The sequence below is a fragment of the Vibrio sp. QJM3NY_39 genome (genome assembly GCF_057785895.1).
The window spans coordinates 2,733,209-2,751,910 of sequence record NZ_CM173505.1 but is presented as its reverse complement, the minus strand read 5'-3'; the positions used below and the strand labels follow the sequence as shown (position 1 = coordinate 2,751,910).

Here is an 18,702-nt window from a genome sequence, read left to right as displayed (position 1 = left end):
GCGTCGCTTTTTGTTTATCTATCGTTTGGATTTGTTATGACCCCTGCAATCAATCTCGCTAAGAAAAAGAAAATCGCTCATAGCGTGCATCAATATCACCATGATGCGAATAATACGAACTACGGATTAGAAGCCGTTGAAGCGCTTGGGCAGGATCCTAAACGTGTATTTAAAACGCTTTTGTTCTGTTTGAATGGCGTCGCTAAAGATTTAGCTGTTGCCGTTATTCCCGTTGATCAGAAGCTAAACCTGAAGCTTGCGGCAAAAGCGGCAAAAGGCAAAAAAGCAGAGATGGCGAACCCTGATATTGCTCAGAAAACTACGGGTTATGTGGTGGGTGGGATCAGCCCTCTTGGTCAGAAAAAAGCCTTGCCTACCTTTGTTCATTCCAGCGCGACAGATTTTGAAACGATATGCGTGAGTGCAGGGAAGCGCGGGCTAGAAATTGAACTCGACCCGAAAGACTTAGCGCTACTGACTCGCGGTCAGTTTGCTGATCTATGTTTATAGATTGTCGTCGTCATGATGATATAACTACCAAATGACAAACAAAAGCGCCCGCTAGATTAACCTAGCGGGCGATTTTATATTGAGTGTCTATCCTGAAATGTGCTTGTACATTGAGGACGAATTATGACTACTTCTTCAGACCTAAAGTACCACCAACACGCTTCGGTGCAGGCTTACCGCTTCGACGATCGTTATTGTTGCGATCTGTGCGGGTGCGATCCGAATTGTTTCTATCTGAATTAGAACGCTCTGAACGAGAGTTCGATTTCCAGTTCTCGGTATTGCCACCGCTTTCACCATTCGATGAGTTACGGCCACGTTTCGAGTTAGGCGCATGACGGAATTCATCCGCATTATTACCGCGATAGGTGCGAGTACGGTTCTCGTTTTGATTACGGCGCGCTGTGGAAGTTTGGTTTTCTTCACGGCTATCAAAAAGTTTTGCGTCTGTCGCTTTGCGAATGCGTTGACCTTTCGCGTTCATTTTTGATGCATCTTCAGTACTTACAGAGCCTTCACACATCGCTAAAATTTCAGTGATCTCTTCGTCGCTCAGGTAGCGCCATTTCCCGTTAGGAATGCCGTCTAATGAGATGTTCATAATACGAACTCGGCGCAGCTTAAATACCTCGTAACCCAATGCTTCACACATACGGCGAATTTGGCGGTTAAGGCCTTGCGTTAGTGTAATTCGGAACGAAAACTTGGTTTCTTTCTCGACCTTACATGGCAAGGTAACAGTATCGAGAATATGAACGCCAGCGCCCATTTGCTTCAAGAACTCAGTCGTAATCGGCTTATCTACACGCACCACATATTCTTTCTCGTGGTTGTTACCTGCACGTAGGATTTTGTTTACGATGTCGCCATCGTTGGTCAAGAAGATAAGACCATCAGAAGGCTTATCTAGACGACCAATAGGGAAAATACGTTTGTGGTGGCCGATAAAGTCGACGATGTTGCCAGGAATATCACGTTCAGTAGTACAGGTGATGCCTGTTGGTTTATTAAGAGCAATGTAGATTGGCTTCTCTTTTGAGCGAACAGGTTTATTGTCGATCTCAACATCATCACCGGGCAAGACTTTAGTACCCATTTCAGGGATCTTACCGTTAATAGTAACTCGGCCTGCATCAATGAGTTTGTCGGCTTCGCGGCGTGAGCAAAAACCAGTTTCACTGATGTATTTATTAAGGCGTTTAGCTTGGGGTTCTTGTGACATGATATTCTCTTAGCGTTTCACAACGGAAATATAGATAAACAAAAAGCAACCTTTTGATAGTTGCTTTGAGTTGGGATTCGTTAACTGAGGACGATTTTAGCACTTGGTGTGAGTCTAGGCACGAAATATCGATCTTGATGCAATTCGCTATCAGTGTACTTATCTGTTTCAACCAGTTAACTGGTGCGTTTTTGATGGCGCTCTCTGTTCTCCAGCTTTTTCTCATTACTCTTTCTGAGCATAACGTAGACTGCGCCAGTGCCACCATGAAATTGCTGAGCAGAGTGAACACATTGAACGTCGTTAATTTGCGTGAGCCAATTCGCTACGTAGCTTTTCATCATTGCTGGTGGGTTCGAGCGCTCACCTTTACCGTGAACAATGATAACGGTGCGAACATCCATTCTTAAACACTGGCGTAAAAATGAGAGTACTTCGTTACGAGCGTCTTTCAGTGTTTTCCTATGAAGGTCGAGTTTGGCTTGAATAGGGTATTTGCCTAAGCGCAGCTTTTTGTATACGCCTTCTTGTACACCATCTGTCTTGTAAGCAATGACGTCGTCTGGCTTGATCATTGGTGAGTAGTCTAATGATAAGTAGTCTTTCTCGTCGTCAGACAGCCACATAGCGGCTTCACGCTTAGCAAGGTGAGATTCTGTGACTCGGTGTACTTTCTGGTGTTCGGCGGTGTCATGGTCGATACGTTTAACATCGCCCATCATTTCTTGGAATAGGTCTAAGTCGTCATCATGAGACATAGTGTGTATCTCAAGTTGGAGAAGGATAGGGTAAGTATACCTAAGTTGAGGCCGGGTTTAAAAATGAAAAAACCGGAGAAGACAATAAGTCTGCTCCGGTGCAAAGCGTTTTTACATCCACCCAAAGAAAATGATACTTAAAAGTAGATGATTTAGGCTGAGCGATTCTAGTGAGGAGATTTTTCAGTCATAACTTTGTAGATGAAGAAGCCTCCATAAAACATCATGAGACCCAGAGCCCCGAATATTACTATCATTGAAGATAGCCCCACTGCATTACCAAATAGGAGTTCTAGCCAAAAGTCCATGTGTATACCTCAAAGTTATATGACATGGCTCAGTGTATTAATTAGCGTTATCAATTCACTGATCTGGATCAATCCTGTTTCATAAGTTAAATACTTGTTGTTGAGTGTGTGTTTTTCGTCACATCAGCCGTTAGGTTGTACGTCTTTTGTTCGAACGATTCGATATTGTAAAAAAGAGTGAAAAAAGCTCTTGCGCATAAATTCAGAATCCGTATTATACGCTTCATCGACAGGCAATCAGCCAGTTAGATATCTCGGTGAATAGCGCAGCTTGGTAGCGCATCTGGTTTGGGACCAGAGGGTCGGGGGTTCGAATCCCTCTTCACCGACCACATTAAAGAAAGCCGTAGCAGAAATGCTACGGCTTTTTTGCATTTCAGGATAAAGATAATCACTTGGTCAACGGGTTCGCCTGATGTTCAAAACAAGCTCTTCACTGACCGTATTAAAGAAAGCCTGCTCATTGAGCCGGCTTTCGTCGTTTCCGGGTATGAGAAATGGGATTAGAACTTAGGTAGGGTTCGCCTGATGTTCAAAATAAGCTCTTCAACACCACATTAAAGAAGCCGTAGACCATTTATTATAGAGAAGGGCTACGACATTTTTGCATTCAGGTATATGCGACATTCCCTAGAGCGACGAAGGAGCGAATAGGGAATCTATTGTTGTTCTAAATATCCCACATAGAGAAAAGGATTGACTTAATAAGCCCGTCCCAAATCTGTTTACTTCACATCACAAGTAATGTTTTTGATTGGTGTCTCTGAGGTAACAAAGCAAATATACGCTTCAACAGGATTATTTGGACCAATTCGAATGTAACCTGCCTGTACTTCATCTTCGTTAAAGGTCACCGAGTGAGAGTTACCTGTCTTGCCATCGTAAAAGCTTGCTTCAAAATTACCATTCATTTGGCTTGCGATACGGTTGCGTGTCGTAGACGTCGTGAACGTAATATTCGCGCATCGCATGGGTGGCTTCTCAGTAATCAAAAACTGTCCGCTTTCTTTATCTAGCACGCCGCCTTTTGTATCTGGCTGAATGTCGATGGCTTGAAACTGTTCGATGGTACAAGTTTCTTTGGCAGACGCTGCCGTGGGCATCAGGATCGCGAGGGCTAAAGGTAAAGCGAAGAGTACTGGTTTCATGAGAACAACACCGTGTATAAAAAGAGCGAAAGATAATAGCACCGTTATGGTGCTATTAAATGTAATGATTCTGTTATTAGGTAATGGTTATATTATGAGAAGGTCATGGTATCGAATTTAGTTAGTTGTCGTCACTAACCTCAAATTGACACTGAGCCTGTTGGCTTTGTGATTGTTGAGTGACATTAAAACCTTTCTCTTTTAACAACTGCAAAAGGTTACCTTCGCCAACTAGATGCAAGGCGCCAACCACGATCAAATAATTCCCATTTGAATCGAGTTTCCAATTATTGGCGGATAGTTTGTTTGCCCAGTCGATATTGCGATCAGTTAAGAATGCTTTCTCGAGTTCAGGCGACATCTCAGACAGCTCTGCGAAGGCTTCCAGCTTCGCTAAATCACCTGCTTTCCAGCTTTCGATTAAGCAATGAACCACACGATCAGTTTGGTCAAATTCTTCAAGGCTACTGACTAACCATTCTTTACCGTCGTCCTTTTGTTTTGTCATCAGGTCTATTTGGAACTGTAGGGGCTCTAAACTGATTACCGGAACATCTTGGATCGTTGCTTTGTGAGCTAGTGTCGCATCAACGCCGCTGGCGGAGCCATAACCAAGGTTTTTTAGCTGCTGCATCTGTATGGAAAGAGAAGTCGCCCAAGGCGGTGAGCTAAGCAGTTGTTGCGTCGGCATCTCCAACGATTTTGATATGTCGGTTAATAATTGCAGTTGTTCTTCATTGAGCACATCGGCTGTGGTGAGTTTGCTGTGAGGATATACAACGCCATCAGACTTTCTGATATCCGTTTCGATAACTAACCCATCACTGTTTTTTAGCGCATCGGTGATCGCTGAAGGAAGTGGGTACATACTCTCGTCCCCAACGTGCACGGAACCTAAGATAGTGAGTGTCAGTTCATCCTTTTTTGCTTGCCAATAAAGGGGCTCGGCGACCGCTTGCCTAGCTGAAAAAGCGAGAACGAATAAAGTCATGTAGAAGAATGGGCGCAAAGGGAGCTCCTTTAGGAAGTCTTAAACTCGTTAAAATCGATTTTGACGGTGTTTTTTAACGGTTTTTTTTGAGAACGATGTCACGTTGTTTGTACGAAAAGTATAACAACACCAACAAACTCTTAAACCTTTCTCAGTAACAACGACATGATTTTATGAAATCCTTTCAAAAGATTGTGATTCAATTCTCAAATATTACGTCAAAATAAAACTGACGGAACTGTCGATGTCGGTAACTTTATGATTTTAATCAGGTTAATTTTATCAATATTTTTTAGATTTGAAGCCGATCACTTTATTAACTTGATTTAATTCACGGCGAAAAATAAGGCCATATAGTTTATCTAACTTTTGAAGCGTTCTATTTTGCTTCTGACTCAATTTTTTAAATTTATGGGTGAATACGATGTTGAAGAGAAACTTACTATCTGTAGCGGTACTGGCTGGTTTAACGGGTTGTGCGGTAACACAAGCACCAGAACAAAAAGTGGTTAATGCACTGGCTGATAACCTTGATGTGCAATACGAAATCTTGACGAACCACGGCGCAAACGAAGGCATGGCTTGTCAGGATTTAGGCGCAGAGTGGGCATCATGTAACAAAGTGAACATGACTCTGAGCAACGACGGTGAAGCGATCGATTCGAAAGATTGGACTATCTACTTCCACAGTATTCGCCTTATCTTAGATGTTGATAATGAGCAGTTTAAAATCACTCGTGTAACGGGCGACCTACACAAACTAGAACCTACAGATAAGTTCGATGGTTTTGCCGCTGGTGAAGAAGTGATTCTTCCACTAACAAGTGAATACTGGCAACTGTTTGAAACCGACTTTATGCCGGGTGCATTTGTAACGGCGCCAAACGCTGAACCTAAGATGATTGCTTCATTGAATACGGAAGATGTCGCGTCGTTCGTAACAGGTTTGGAAGGAAACAACCTTAAGCGTACACCTGATGACAACAATGTCATGGCAACAGCGGTTACTCGCTTTGAAAAGAATGCTGATCTAGCAACGCAAGATGTATCCACAACGCTTTTACCAACCCCAATGTCGGTAGAAGCGGGCGAAGGTTCAGTGAGCATTGCTGGAGGTATTGCCCTACCTAAAGACGCATTCGATGCTGAGCAGTTCGCTGCAATTGAAGAACGTGCAGATGTGGTAAACGTAGATGTGAGTGGCGACCTACCTGTTAGTGTTGCTGTTGTTCCTACTCAGTTTACGGGTGATTTAGCGAAATCTGGCGCTTATGAACTAAGCATCTCGGAAGAGGGGATTGCGATTAAAGCGTTTGATCAAACAGGTGCTTTCTACGCCGTTCAGTCTATTTTTGGCCTAATAGACAGTCAGAACGCTGAATCATTACCACAACTGTCGATCCAAGATGCGCCACGCTTTGACTACCGCGGTGTGATGGTAGATGTTGCTCGAAACTTCCACTCAAAAGATGCCATCCTAGCCACGCTAGATCAAATGGCAGCCTACAAGATGAACAAACTGCACCTTCACTTAACGGATGATGAAGGCTGGCGTTTAGAAATTCCGGGTTTACCAGAGCTAACGGATGTAGGGTCTAATCGTTGTTTTGATTTGGAAGAGCAAAGCTGTTTACTGCCTCAGCTAGGTTCGGGTCCAACAACAGACAACTTTGGCTCCGGTTTCTTTAGTAAAGCGGATTACGTCGAGATCTTAAGCTACGCAAAAGCGCGCAGCATCGAAGTAATTCCAGAAATTGATATGCCAGCACACGCTCGTTCTGCTGTGGTATCAATGGAAGCGCGTTACACTCGCCTAATGGCGGAAGGCAAAGAAGCTGAAGCAAGTGAATATCGCTTGATGGATCCACAAGATACTTCAAACGTGACGACGATTCAGTTCTACGATAAGCACAGCTTCATCAACCCATGTATGGAATCATCGACTCGCTTTGTTGATAAAGTGATTACTGAAATTGCAGCAATGCACAATGAAGCGGGCATGCCGCTAACGACTTGGCACTTTGGTGGCGATGAAGCGAAAAACATTAAGTTAGGCGCAGGCTTCCAAGATATTAATGCAGAAGACAAAGTGGCGTGGAAAGGTAACATTGAGCTCGACAAGCAAGATAAGCCATTCCAACAGTCTCCACAATGTCAGTCTTTGATTGCTGATGGTTCAGTGAGTGATTTCGGTCACCTACCTGGCTACTTTGCAAAAGAAGTATCAAAAATTGTTGCAGACAAAGGAATTCCTCACTTCCAAGCTTGGCAAGATGGCTTGAAGTATGTGGAAGAGGGTGAATCTGGCTTCGCTACTGATACGACTCGCGTTAACTTCTGGGACGTTCTTTACTGGGGCGGCACTTCATCAGTTTACGACTGGTCTGCGAAAGGTTATGACGTAATTGTTTCTAACCCAGATTACGTATATATGGATATGCCATACGAAGTAGACGCAGCAGAACGTGGTTACTACTGGGCAACGCGTGCAACCGATACTCGTAAGATGTTTGGCTTTGCTCCAGAGAACATGCCACAAAACGCAGAAACGTCATTAGACCGTGACGGCAATGGCTTCAGTGGTAAAGGTGAGATTGAAGCGAAACCTTTCTACGGTTTGTCTGCGCAGCTTTGGTCTGAAACTGTACGTACTGACGAGCAGTATGAATACATGGTGTTCCCTCGCGTACTTGCAGCAGCAGAGCGCGCATGGCACCGAGCTGATTGGGAAAACGACTACAAAGTGGGCGTTGAATACTCTCAAGATACTGACTTAGTGAATAAGCAGTCTTTAAACAGTGACTTTAATCGCTTCGCGAATATTGTAGGGCAACGTGAATTGGCTAAGCTTGAGAAAGCTGGCATTGATTACCGACTGCCAGTACCGGGCGCTCAGGTTGTTGATGGCAAGCTAGCGATGAACGTACAATTCCCAGGCGTAGAGCTTCAATACTCAGCTGATGGTGAAAACTGGCTGACTTATGATGAGCAGCAACGTCCTTCGGTTTCTGGTGAAACGTACATCCGCTCTATCTCTGAAAGTGGCGAGAAAGTAAGTCGAGTAACTTCGGTAAAATAATCGACAAGCAACATTAATAGAAGAGCTCCCTAGCTTTTATCTGATTCAGATAAGAGTGGGAGCTTTTTTTTCGTCCAAATCAAGTTAGCCACTTCTCTTAAACTGAAACATATAGAAATAGCCTTTATGTATATCGTCAACAATGTACATAAGGTGAGTTCCATCGCAAAAGTGACGCGCTTCTCATTATTCTCTTCAAAAAATAAGTCTCTCATCAAAAACTCTAAATCAGGTGTGATTGAACTAACTTAATCTAATTTTGTGACGTGAAATAACGTGATCTCGATCTGTGTATTTTTAAGTCTTAACTTTTTTATTAAATTTTATATTTTTAAGTGATTGATTTAAATATATTAAATAACTTGTTCTTTTTTGATAGTGAGAGAGATCACTCTGCTTACTCTTTTATTTTGAAACGCAAATTAATTCGAGCAACATAGATTTCATGCCAGGGAGGCAACTAACTACTCAAGCGGTGAAGGTGAATGATGTACCGAAGATGTGCCGCTGAAAAAATCAAACTAAGGCAGTTTACTATGAAAAAAATTATTGCTCTAAGTGCACTTTCTCTTGCTTTTGCTTCTAGTGCTTTTGCTGGTTCTTCTTACGTTACAGGTAACATCCAAATTCATGACGATGGCCGTATCCACGGTTCTGATATGACTTCTACGCTAGAAGCTGGTCACACGTTTGACAACTCTCTAGGCGGCTTCACGGTTTATTCTGAGTTTGATGGCATCCAACTTGGCAAACTTGAATCTGAAAATGGCGGTGCAGGTAATACTACTCCAGGCATCACTGTCGGTGGTGAGCAATCTTTCAACATTACTGACAAATTATGGGTTGCTGCTGGTTACCAACACCTATTCTCTGCAGGTGAGAGCATTCAGTTCCGTCCATTAGTTAAGATCGGTTACAACTTCGATAACGGTATCTCTATTAGCAACCGTACTCGTGCACACATCGATGATACTTCGGCTAATGCTGACACAGACTACCGCATGGATAACCGCATTGGTTACACAGTGAATGCTGACCTAGCACTTAGCTACAACAACGTATACATGATTGATGCTGAAGCGATGGACCATGAGTTACGTGCTACATGGACTCGTCAAGGTGTTCAACCTTACTTTGAGTTCCGTAGCCAAGCTAACGGCGTAGATTTCGCAAACGGCGATTCTAAGCAGAACAACGCATTCGTATTCGGTGCTTCTTACGGCTTCTAAGCCGATTCACTTGGCTGCTTAGTCGATTAGATTATTAGCCGAGTGAGCTTCTTCGCTAAATAGCTTTTTGTTAAATAGCTTCTTAGCCAATTAGCGAGAAATATAGCGGCACTAACAGCCCGGTTGGTACCGCGACAAGATTTGCTTTACTGTCCAAAAGCAAAGAGCCTAGCAAGTAAACCACAGTCTTGGGTTTACTCATGCTAGGCTCTATTTTTATGACTTCTTTTAATTGCTTGGCGTTGGTCTAGTTAAGCTTTATTTTCCGTTGTAATGACGGTACTCAAACACCTGACCTTCTTCATTAAACGCATACACAGAATACTCGTCTTTCTTATCGCCATATTCCATGCCCGGAGAGCCCATTGGCATGCCTGGAACCGCTAAGCCAATCGCATTACGTGGTGGATTTTCTAAAAAGGCTTTCACGTCCTCTGCTGGAATGTGCCCTTCAAATACGTAACCGTCGATCTCTGCAGTGTGGCAAGAGGCTAGTTTTTGCGTTACCCCTAACTTCTGCTTTATTGGATTCATATCATCGTGGAGCTTCTCTGTAACATCGAACCCAGCATCTCGCATATGTTCTGTCCATTCTGTGCAGCAGCCACAGTATGGAGACTTATGGTTTCGAACATCAGTCGCGAGAGCTTGTCCTGAAATTGCAGCGAGTGCTGTAAGAGTCATAATTTTACGAATCATGGTTAACCTCATGAATATGGTTTTTGTTGATATTAGAATGTGTGGGTTTGAAAAGTCTTAATCTGTTGGCATTGCTTACTACCGTGATTGACGACATCGCCATCGCAGCGCCTGCAACGACAGGGCTAAGCAGAAATCCGAAAAATGGGTAGAGCACACCGGCTGCGATAGGAATACCAAGGGAGTTATAGATGAAGGCACCAAACAGGTTTTGCTTCATGTTTCTCACGGTCGCTTGAGATAGCTCGATCGCGTTGCTTACTGATAATGGCGATGAGTTGAGTAGCGTCATTTGCGCACTTTCAATCGCGACATCACTGCCACTGCCCATTGCGATTCCTATATCTGCTTGAGCAAGAGCTGGTGCATCGTTAATACCGTCTCCGACCATAGCAACACTCTTATATTGCTGTTGCAGCTGAACAATATGTTGAGCTTTCTGCTCTGGAAGCACTTCCGAGATAACCTCGTCGATACCGACGTCTTTACCTATTGCTTGAGCCACAGAGTCATTGTCACCCGTTAATAGCACAGTGTGAATTCCGGCGGATTTTAGTTGAGCTATCGCCTGTTTGCTATCTATTTTTAACGCGTCTGAAATGCCCAATATGCCTTCCAGTTTTTGGTCAATCACAATGAAAATAGGCGTCCACGCTTGCGAGCGGCAAAGTTCGATAAAATCCGCGCCAATCTCAGTATTGATGCCTAACTGGGTTAGGTATTTAAGCGAGCCAACTTGCACGTTCTTGCCGTTAATTGTTGCCTGTACGCCAAGCCCTCGTTGGTTTTCGAACTCGCTATGAGGTAGTGCTGAAACTTGTAGGCTCTCTGCATATTGGCAAACGGCTTTGGCGAGTGGGTGCTCAGATCCCACTTCTACTGAATAAGCATAAGCCAGTAACTCTTGCTCCGTTAGATTAGAGTAAAAGGCCTGTTGAACGGTTGGTTTGCCTTGGGTCAACGTACCTGTTTTATCAAACACAACAGCATCGATCTTGCTGGCAGACTGCAATACATCCGCATCTTTAATAAGAACGCCAAACTCAGCGGCTTTACCCACGCCAACAGTAATCGACAGTGGCGTTGCTAGGCCTAACGCACATGGACAGGCGATAATCAGTACAGTGGTTGATACCACGAGCATGTAACTTGCACTAGGTTGCGGGCCAACAAGAAACCAAACTAAGGCGGCAATGGCGGCGATTGCGACCACAACAGGTACGAACACGGCCGAGATAGAATCGGCAAGCTTAGCAATCGCAGGTTTGCTGCTTTGTGCTTGGCGAACCATCTGAATGATTCGAGCCAGCATGGTGCTTGAGCCAATTCCAGTCGCTTTAATCACTAAGCTGCCATCACCATTAATGGTACCTGCTGAAACGCCATCATTAATCGATTTAACGTTGGGAAGCGGTTCGCCGGTCAGCATTGATTCATCGATGTAGGATTCACCCGAAACCACAACGCCATCGACAGGGACTTTTTCTCCCGGTTTTACACGCACTTGCATACCGACTTGAATGGCTTCGACGGCGATGGTCTGTTCTTTACCATCGACGATAACCACGGCTTTTTGAGGCTGTAAGTTAATCAGTGCCTGTAAAGATTTGGTGGTGCGTGCTTTGGCTTTGGCTTCAATGTAGTGTCCTAAAGAGATAAGGCCGATAATCATTGCACTTGCTTCAAAATAGACATGACGCGATGGTTCTGGGAACCATGATGGAATCAGTACAACCAGCATTGAATAGAACCATGCTGCACCCGTGCCTAAAGCGACCAAGGTATCCATGGTCGCACGCTTATGCATGAGAGACTGCCAAGCATTCGTGAAGAAGCTGCGTCCCGAGGTCGCAAGCAGTATCAAACAGACCACACCAACCAATCCCCAAGCCAATTGGTCGTTAAATGTAACAATGGTCATGCTGCCACCGAACAGACCCCACGCCATCAGCGGAGCTCCGATAACCAGCGCGCTTACTGAATTCTTTAGGAAAGCTTTTTGGGTACGAAGTTGTTGTTCTTGCTGTTTTTGCTGTTGAGTCGCCGCGTCATCAACGAACTCGGCACTATAACCTGCGGTTTTTACCGATTCTATTAGCGCGCTTTCGATGACGTCCCGTGTTTTAGAGGTGAAAACCAAGGCTGTCTGTTCAGCGAGGTTGATCTGAGCTTGGTCGACGAACTCATTCTTTTTCAGTGCCTTCTCTACCGAAGAAACACAACTCGCACACGTCATTCCCTCAAGAACAAGGTGATAGGTATATTGGCTAGCAGCAGGTTTATTTGGTGTCGGCTCCACTGGCGCTGTTTTTTTATCGTCTTCTGAATCTGAATTAGATAAAGGCTCATTAACTTCAGAGTAGGAAGCCGCGTGATAACCCACGCTTTCGATCAACTCAATAAGCTCGGATTCTGAAAGCAGAGTAACCAACGACAATTCATGTTTGCTGATTTCTAGGTCTGAGGTTTGCTCGGTTTGTTCAAGTGCTTGTGTCAGCTTGTTCACGCACTTACCGCAGCTAAGACCGGATAACGAAAGGTGCAGTTTATTGCCCATGCTATAACCAAGCGTCGCTAACTGTTCGTTGAGTTGAACGTAATTAATTGGAGTCGAAATATCGATGTGGGTCGGCGATATATCATTGATCGTCGTATTGTCGAGTTCGCCAAACAGTGTGCGAACTTTCTTCGCACAACCCATGCAATTTAGGCCGTTGAGCGCGGTTGTGTAATGGTTCATATCGATACTCCAATTCTCATCTACGCCTAACATAAACCTTCCCGTAAGGGTAAGGTCAAACATAAATTCAAGAATTTGATCTTAGTGGCATGTGAATGAGTGGGGTACGTTGGTGAAATAAGCGGGAGCTAAAGAAAAGCGTGGCTATAATTTATGGGCTCAGGCTATAGATTTGCTACATCGAAGCTGAATTTGGCCTTTCTACAGTGGCTTTCGCACAAGATCCGCGCATTAATCATTCACTACTGATTGTAGATTTAAGCGGTGGTGATAAAATAGCGCCCAAAATTTAGTGATATTTGGCTATTACAGACTTTGTATTAGACCCCACTAAAAGAATCACCTACATAATCAAGGTATTTAAATGACGGTTAAAACTCGTTTTGCTCCTAGCCCAACTGGCTATCTTCACGTTGGTGGTGCACGTACTGCACTTTACTCTTGGCTATTCGCTAAGAACCAAGGTGGTGAATTCGTTCTACGTATCGAAGACACGGACCTTGAGCGTAACTCTCAAGAAGCGGTTGATGCAATTCTAGAAGGCATGCAATGGATGGGTATGGAATGGGATGAAGGTCCTTACTACCAATCTAAGCGTTTTGACCGTTACAACGAAATGGTTGATAAGCTACTTGCTGAAGACAAAGCATTCAAATGCTACGCGTCTAAAGAGCTGCTTGACGAAATTCGTACAGAGCAAGAAGAAAACAAAGAAATGGCTCGTTACGATGCGAACCACCCTAAAATTGTTGCAGCAAACGAAGCAGCAAAAGAAGGTGATGCGTGCGTTATCCGTTTCCGTAACCCTAAAGAAGGCAGCGTAGTATTTGATGACCAAATTCGTGGTCGCATTGAAATTTCTAACAGCCAACTTGATGACCTAATCATTCGTCGTACAGACGGTGCTCCAACTTACAACTTCGTAGTGGTAGTGGATGACTGGGATATGGGTATTACACACGTTGTTCGTGGTGAAGACCACATCAACAACACACCTCGTCAAATCAACATCTACGAAGCACTAGGCGCGCCAGTTCCAACTTTCGCTCACTGTGCAATGATTCTTGGTGATGACGGTGCGAAGCTTTCTAAGCGTCACGGTGCTGTTTCTGTAATGCAATACCGCGATGAAGGTTACCTACCAAATGCACTGAACAACTACCTAGTTCGTTTAGGTTGGTCTCACGGTGACCAAGAGATCTTCTCTCAAGAAGAGATGATTGAGTTCTTCAGCCTTAAAGCAATCAGCAAGTCTGCATCTGCATTCAACACTGAAAAGCTGCTTTGGTTGAACAACCACTACATCAAGACTTCTGAGCCTGAGTACGTTGCAAAATACCTGCAATGGCACCTAGACGCACAGAAGATCGATACAACAAACGGCCCAGCGATCACTGAAGTGATCAAGCTAGTTGGCGAGCGTTGTAACACACTTATCGAACTTGCTGAGCAGTCTCGTTACTTCTACGAAGACTTCTCTGAGTTTGAAGCTGGCGCAGCTAAGAAGCACCTACGTGGTGTTGCTAAAGGCCCACTAGAACTTGCTCTTGCGAAGGTTGAAGCACTTGAAGATTTCACTACTGTAAACATCAAAGACGGTGTGATCGCAGCGGTTTGTGAAGAGCTAGAGATCGGCATGGGTAAAATCGGTATGCCACTTCGCGTAGCAGTAACAGGTGGCGGTCAGTCTCCTTCTGTTGATGCTGTGATGGAGCTTGTTGGTAAAGAGCGCGTAATCGCTCGCATCAAGATGGCTCTTGAGTTCATCGCTGAGCGTGAAGCTAACGCTTAATTGAGCGATTGCTAGATTCAAAAAAGGGTCAGCAACTTGGTTACTGACCCTTTTTATTTGTCTTGAGCTTCGTCGCTTAGAGCTTTGCCGATTAGCGCTTTTTCGATTAGAGCTTTGTCGATCCGAATTCTGCTGATCAGAACTGGATTCGTTATAGCTTGTCGTCAGCAATCATTTGGGTCGCTTGAGCCGCTGTTTTCTTATCGAACAAGATATCCATCATCGCTTTGATGCGTTCCATATCGTCGCCAAACTTTGATAAATTTCCGCTATTCGGTGCTTTAAACTCAACGTTGCCTATGCGTTGTTGATCTTGATAAGCTGAGATCTTAGCATCCGCCACAAAGGTTCTGAAATCCCAGCTCCAGCGAGAGACATAATCAAGCGTAATGTCCTCTGGATTATGTTCTGAACCGTCGGCAACCACTTTACATTTAACCTGATTATTCAGACACCAATCAAGCATAGAATCGAGGAAAATGCTGCGTGTTTTTACATCTTCCACGATCGTGATATTTTCGATGTTGTTTGCTTCAGGAAGTGCATTGCCCGAATACTTCGGAGCACTGCAACCTGCGAGTAAAAAGACAACAGCAAGAGCTAGCCAGTTTTTCATTATCTATCCTAGATTTTTTTGAAGATGATGGAAGTGTTGATCCCGCCAAAGGCAAAGTTGTTGCTCATTAGGTATTCAACATCCAGTTCGCGGCCTGAGCCCGTGATGTAATCAAGTTTACCGCAGCGTTCGTCAATGTTTTCAAGGTTCAATGTTGGACTGAACCAGCCTGAATGCATCATCTCTAGGCTTAACCAAGCTTCAATCGCACCACATGCGCCAAGCGTATGACCAAAGTAGCTTTTTAATGAACTGATTGGCACTTCGCCAAAGATATTCGCGGTTGCGTTACTTTCTGCAATATCGCCTTTTTCAGTCGCAGTGCCATGTGCTGAAACATAACCAATCTTCTCAGCTGGAAGTTGAGCATCCTTTAGAGCTTTTTCCATACAGATTTGCATGGTTTCCATCTGAGGTTGGGTCACATGAGCTGCATCGCAGTTGCTGGCAAAGCCGACAATCTCAGCGTAGATCTTTGCGCCGCGAGCGACGGCATGTTCATACTCTTCGAGCACAAGCGTACCTGCGCCTTCACCGATGACTAGACCATCGCGCTCACTGTCGTAAGGGCTAGGGGATTTTTCTGGTGTGTCGTTTTTTAAACTGGTAGCAAAAAGGGTATCGAAAACGGCAGACTCAGTTGGGCATAGTTCTTCACCACCACCAGCAACCATCACGGTTTGGTAGCCGTGTTTGATCGCTTCATAAGCGTAACCAATCGCTTGGCTCCCTGAAGTGCAGGCACTGCTGGTGGGAATCACGCGTCCGCGCAAGCCAAAGAACAGTCCAACGTTGACCGCAGCAGTGTGTGGCATCATTTGAACATAGGTAGTTGCTGTGATTGCTCGTGTCGATTTCTCGTTAAGCATTACACCGAATGCGCCAACTGCATCGGTACTGCCAGTTGAAGAGCCGTAGGCAATGCCTGTTTCGCCGTTAGTCAAAACATCATGTCCAATCAACCCTGCTTGTGTTAAAGCACCTTCAGTCGCGACAGTGGCTAAGCGAGAAACCCGGCCCATGCCTCGAACCTGTTTACGTTTGTAGTGTTTTGGTAACTGGAAGTCATCAATAGGCGCAGCTAGCTTAGTGTTGAGGCCATCATACTGCTCAAAGCTTGGCATATATTGAGTGGCATTTTCACAAGCTTTCAGTTTTGGCTCGATGTGCTGCCAATCATTACCAAAGGCAGTAACACCAGACATGCCTGTTACAACAACGCGGCGGGTCATACTAGGCCTCCATTAACTGAAATTACTTGGCGAGTGACGTAGCCTGCAATATCAGACATTAGGTAGCTGACTAGGCCTGCTACTTCTTCTGGCTCGCCCATTCGGCGCAGTGGCACTTGAGGAAGGGCATGATCTTTCACGTGTTCGTCAACCATACCGGTATCAATTAAACCTGGAGCGACACAGTTTACCGTGATCTTGCGTTTCGCTAGCTCTAAAGCTAGAGACTTAGTCGCGCCAATCACGCCGGCTTTTGCTGCAGCATAGTTGGTTTGACCGCGGTTGCCCATGATGCCAGATACCGACGCCAGAGTAACGATTCGACCGCCTTTGCGTTTTTGAACCATTGGCATCACGCACGGGTGAAGTACGTTGTAGAAGCTGTCGAGGTTGGTATGGATAACACCATCCCACTCTTCTTCAGTCATGGCTGGGAATGCTGTGTCACGAGTAATACCGGCATTATTTACAACACCATAATAAGCGCCGTGTTCGGCAATATCTGACTCAAGCTTTTCGCGACATTCGCTGCGATTGCTGATATCAAATCGGATCAGACGTCCTGCGCCACCGAGCTCGGTGATCGACTTTAATGTGTCTTCAGCACCTTGCTTGTCACCCATGTAGTGAACGGCGATTTCAAAACCGTCTTTCGCGAGTTGAATAGCGATCGCTTTACCAATGCCTTTGCTGGCACCTGTGACTAAAACCTGACGGCTCATGATGGGCTCCTAGTTTTCATTTCTTGTAATTTTTGTTCGGTCGGCACGTAGACGTTGAGTTGACATTGAGCCACTAACTCACCTTGGTCTTCGACTCGGGCGGTAAACACGGCCATGCCACTGTCTTCCATCAGTTGCTCGGCGTAGATATCAAGTGTCTGACCTTGAGTGAACTCATCACATAGTGACTTGTAGCGACGAGAACCAAGTAAGAAGCCGATTGGAGGAGTCGTGCCGTTTTTCAGCGCATGGTATCCAGACCATGCAGCCACAGATTGCGCCATAAATTCGATACCGACATAAGCCGGTACGGTTTGAGATTCGGCATTAAAGAACAGGTTATGAGCACCAATATCGACCTGACAGTGAATCGACAACGCCTCTACATTGATAGCACGATCGATTAATATCATCGGATCATCGTGTGGAAGAAGTTGGTCTACAGAAGGGATATCAGTCATTTACTACACCAAAGATCAGGCTAATGTTGTTGCCACCAAAAGCGAACGAGTTGCTTAAGATGTTCTTTACTTTAAGTTTCTGGGAACAGTTTACCAAATCAATCTCAATATCTTCAGCTTTATCCTGACATTTTTGTAAGGGAAGCGGTAAGTCATATTTTAAAATATGCCATGCTATTGCAGCCTCTATCGCACTTGCGGCTCCAAGAGTATGCCCGGTGAGAGGCTTGGTGGAACTGACGGGAACCTTGTTTGCAAAAATACGATGAATGGCTTTGCTTTCCATTGAATCATTGAGTGGAGTTGCGGTGCCATGAGCATTGATATAACCGATATCTTCTGCTTGTAACTGTGCAGATTTTAACGCCTTTCTCATCGCTTGTTCTGCGCCGTTCCCTTCTGGATGGGGCGCTGAAATATGATGTGCGTCAGAGCTATCGCCACAGCCTAACAAGGCAATGCTAGGTATATTCTGGTTTGTATTAGCAACATTCAGTTTTGTTTTGCTGAGCAACATAAATGCTGCCGCTTCTCCGATGTTGATGCCATCTCGAGAGGCGCTAAACGGCTGACAATGTGTGCTTGAAAGTGCTTCAAGACCATGAAAACCATTGAGCGTCAGCTTACATAAGGTGTCGACACCTCCAACCAACACAGCATCAGCCATTCCAGAATCTAACAAGCGTTGAGCGGTAAGAAAAACACGGCCGCTTGATGAGCAGGCGGTCGAGATTGCGTAGTTTGGCCCTGTTAATGAGCAATATTGACTAACAAACTCAGAGGGATTCCCTAGCTCCTGTTTGGAGTAGTGATAATGCTCAGGAAACTCACCGTTTGCCAATTTATGTTTGAAAGCGGCTTCACCATCAGAAATCCCCGAGGTGCTTGTGCCGATAACAACAGCAATTCTATCTGCGCCAAATTGTGATTTTGCTTGCTCGATAGAGTCTTGGATTTGATTTAGAGCTGATAACGCCAGTTGATTGTTACGAGTGGCGTATTGTGCGAGATTGGATGGAACCTCTGGCAGTTCGCCTGCGACCTTACCCACGATAGTGTGCTTACCATCATTCAGCATATCGCTTACTTCAACCATGTTTGATTCGCGTGTATCTTTGAGGCAGCCATGAATGTCAGCAACGCTTGAGCCTAATGCGGAGTGGAAACCACAGTCTTGGATATAAATAGGCATGAT

At 44.8% G+C, this 18,702-nt stretch carries 16 protein-coding genes and 1 tRNA gene; 5 read left to right on the top strand and 12 right to left on the bottom strand.

The genetic code is table 11. The annotated features are described in order from the left end of the window. Positions 1-36 precede the first annotated feature (36 nt). Positions 37-510 (top strand): Cys-tRNA(Pro) deacylase, encoded by a 474-nt coding sequence (gene ybaK, locus AC3CHU_RS12220; RefSeq protein WP_017076861.1) that lies wholly within the window; start codon positions 37-39, stop codon positions 508-510. 127 nt (positions 511-637) lie between these two features. Here the strand turns inward: ybaK and rluF are convergent, their stop codons facing one another. The 3 genes from rluF to AC3CHU_RS12205 all read right to left on the bottom strand — a co-directional run bounded on the left by rluF (position 638) and on the right by AC3CHU_RS12205 (position 2,798). Next, positions 638-1,732: a 23S rRNA pseudouridine(2604) synthase RluF gene (gene rluF, locus AC3CHU_RS12215; RefSeq protein ID WP_488524634.1), complete on the bottom strand. Its 1,095-nt coding sequence runs from the start codon at positions 1,730-1,732 to the stop codon at positions 638-640. 176 nt (positions 1,733-1,908) lie between these two features. Beyond that, a complete protein-coding gene (smrA, locus tag AC3CHU_RS12210; RefSeq protein ID WP_488524633.1) occupies positions 1,909-2,490 on the bottom strand; it encodes a DNA endonuclease SmrA in 582 nt (193 codons plus the stop codon). A 167-nt stretch (positions 2,491-2,657) separates the two neighbouring features. Then, on the bottom strand, positions 2,658-2,798 hold the full coding sequence (locus tag AC3CHU_RS12205; protein WP_004736246.1) for a DUF3149 domain-containing protein: 141 nt from the start codon (positions 2,796-2,798) through the stop codon (positions 2,658-2,660). A 255-nt stretch (positions 2,799-3,053) separates the two neighbouring features. Here AC3CHU_RS12205 and AC3CHU_RS12200 point away from each other — a divergent pair. Then, positions 3,054-3,130: transfer RNA gene (locus AC3CHU_RS12200), tRNA-Pro, on the top strand. Between the two features lie 393 nt (positions 3,131-3,523). On the opposite strand, the gene AC3CHU_RS12195 is transcribed toward AC3CHU_RS12200, so the two are convergent. After that, positions 3,524-3,946: a hypothetical protein gene (locus AC3CHU_RS12195; protein ID WP_428783700.1), complete on the bottom strand. Its 423-nt coding sequence runs from the start codon at positions 3,944-3,946 to the stop codon at positions 3,524-3,526. A 121-nt stretch (positions 3,947-4,067) separates the two neighbouring features. Then, a complete protein-coding gene (locus AC3CHU_RS12190) occupies positions 4,068-4,955 on the bottom strand; it encodes a TraB/GumN family protein (RefSeq protein WP_488524632.1) in 888 nt (295 codons plus the stop codon). Between the two features lie 406 nt (positions 4,956-5,361). Here AC3CHU_RS12190 and AC3CHU_RS12185 point away from each other — a divergent pair, with 406 nt between their 5' ends. Together AC3CHU_RS12185 and AC3CHU_RS12180 are read left to right on the top strand one after the other, a co-directional pair. Beyond that, positions 5,362-8,016, top strand: coding sequence for a beta-N-acetylhexosaminidase (locus AC3CHU_RS12185; protein ID WP_488524631.1), 2,655 nt, complete (start codon positions 5,362-5,364; stop codon positions 8,014-8,016). Positions 8,017-8,552: 536 nt separating this feature from the next. Next, entirely contained in the window at positions 8,553-9,245 is a 693-nt protein-coding gene (locus AC3CHU_RS12180; protein WP_004736127.1) for an oligogalacturonate-specific porin KdgM family protein, read from the top strand. 258 nt (positions 9,246-9,503) lie between these two features. On the opposite strand, the gene AC3CHU_RS12175 is transcribed toward AC3CHU_RS12180, so the two are convergent. Beyond that, on the bottom strand, positions 9,504-9,944 hold the full coding sequence (locus tag AC3CHU_RS12175) for a DUF411 domain-containing protein (RefSeq protein ID WP_488524630.1): 441 nt from the start codon (positions 9,942-9,944) through the stop codon (positions 9,504-9,506). Beyond that, entirely contained in the window at positions 9,934-12,717 is a 2,784-nt protein-coding gene (locus tag AC3CHU_RS12170; protein WP_488524629.1) for a copper-translocating P-type ATPase, read from the bottom strand. The genes AC3CHU_RS12175 and AC3CHU_RS12170 overlap by 11 nt, the downstream gene beginning before the upstream one ends. Positions 12,718-13,048: 331 nt before the next feature. Between AC3CHU_RS12170 and gltX the strand changes: the two genes are divergently transcribed. Then, positions 13,049-14,476 carry a glutamate--tRNA ligase gene (gltX, locus tag AC3CHU_RS12165; RefSeq protein ID WP_076668680.1) on the top strand — a complete coding sequence of 476 codons (1,428 nt, stop codon included), beginning with the start codon at positions 13,049-13,051 and terminating at the stop codon, positions 14,474-14,476. Between the two features lie 151 nt (positions 14,477-14,627). On the opposite strand, the gene AC3CHU_RS12160 is transcribed toward gltX, so the two are convergent. From AC3CHU_RS12160 to AC3CHU_RS12140, 5 genes are read right to left on the bottom strand one after another with little or no spacing between them, the layout of a single operon-like run. Further along, on the bottom strand, positions 14,628-15,092 hold the full coding sequence (locus AC3CHU_RS12160; protein WP_114633088.1) for an Sbal_3080 family lipoprotein: 465 nt from the start codon (positions 15,090-15,092) through the stop codon (positions 14,628-14,630). 8 nt (positions 15,093-15,100) lie between these two features. Next, positions 15,101-16,324, bottom strand: a complete 1,224-nt coding sequence (locus AC3CHU_RS12155) for a beta-ketoacyl-ACP synthase (protein ID WP_488524628.1) — start codon at positions 16,322-16,324, stop codon at positions 15,101-15,103. Further along, positions 16,321-17,046: a 3-ketoacyl-ACP reductase FabG2 gene (locus tag AC3CHU_RS12150; protein ID WP_146454418.1), complete on the bottom strand. Its 726-nt coding sequence runs from the start codon at positions 17,044-17,046 to the stop codon at positions 16,321-16,323. The genes AC3CHU_RS12155 and AC3CHU_RS12150 overlap by 4 nt, the downstream gene beginning before the upstream one ends. Further along, complete coding sequence (locus tag AC3CHU_RS12145) at positions 17,043-17,507, bottom strand: hotdog family protein (protein WP_017106323.1); 465 nt, start codon at positions 17,505-17,507, stop codon at positions 17,043-17,045. The genes AC3CHU_RS12150 and AC3CHU_RS12145 overlap by 4 nt, the downstream gene beginning before the upstream one ends. Continuing rightward, positions 17,500-18,699: a beta-ketoacyl-[acyl-carrier-protein] synthase family protein gene (locus AC3CHU_RS12140; protein WP_488524627.1), complete on the bottom strand. Its 1,200-nt coding sequence runs from the start codon at positions 18,697-18,699 to the stop codon at positions 17,500-17,502. Before AC3CHU_RS12140 ends, AC3CHU_RS12145 begins: the two co-directional genes overlap by 8 nt. Positions 18,700-18,702 lie beyond the last annotated feature (3 nt).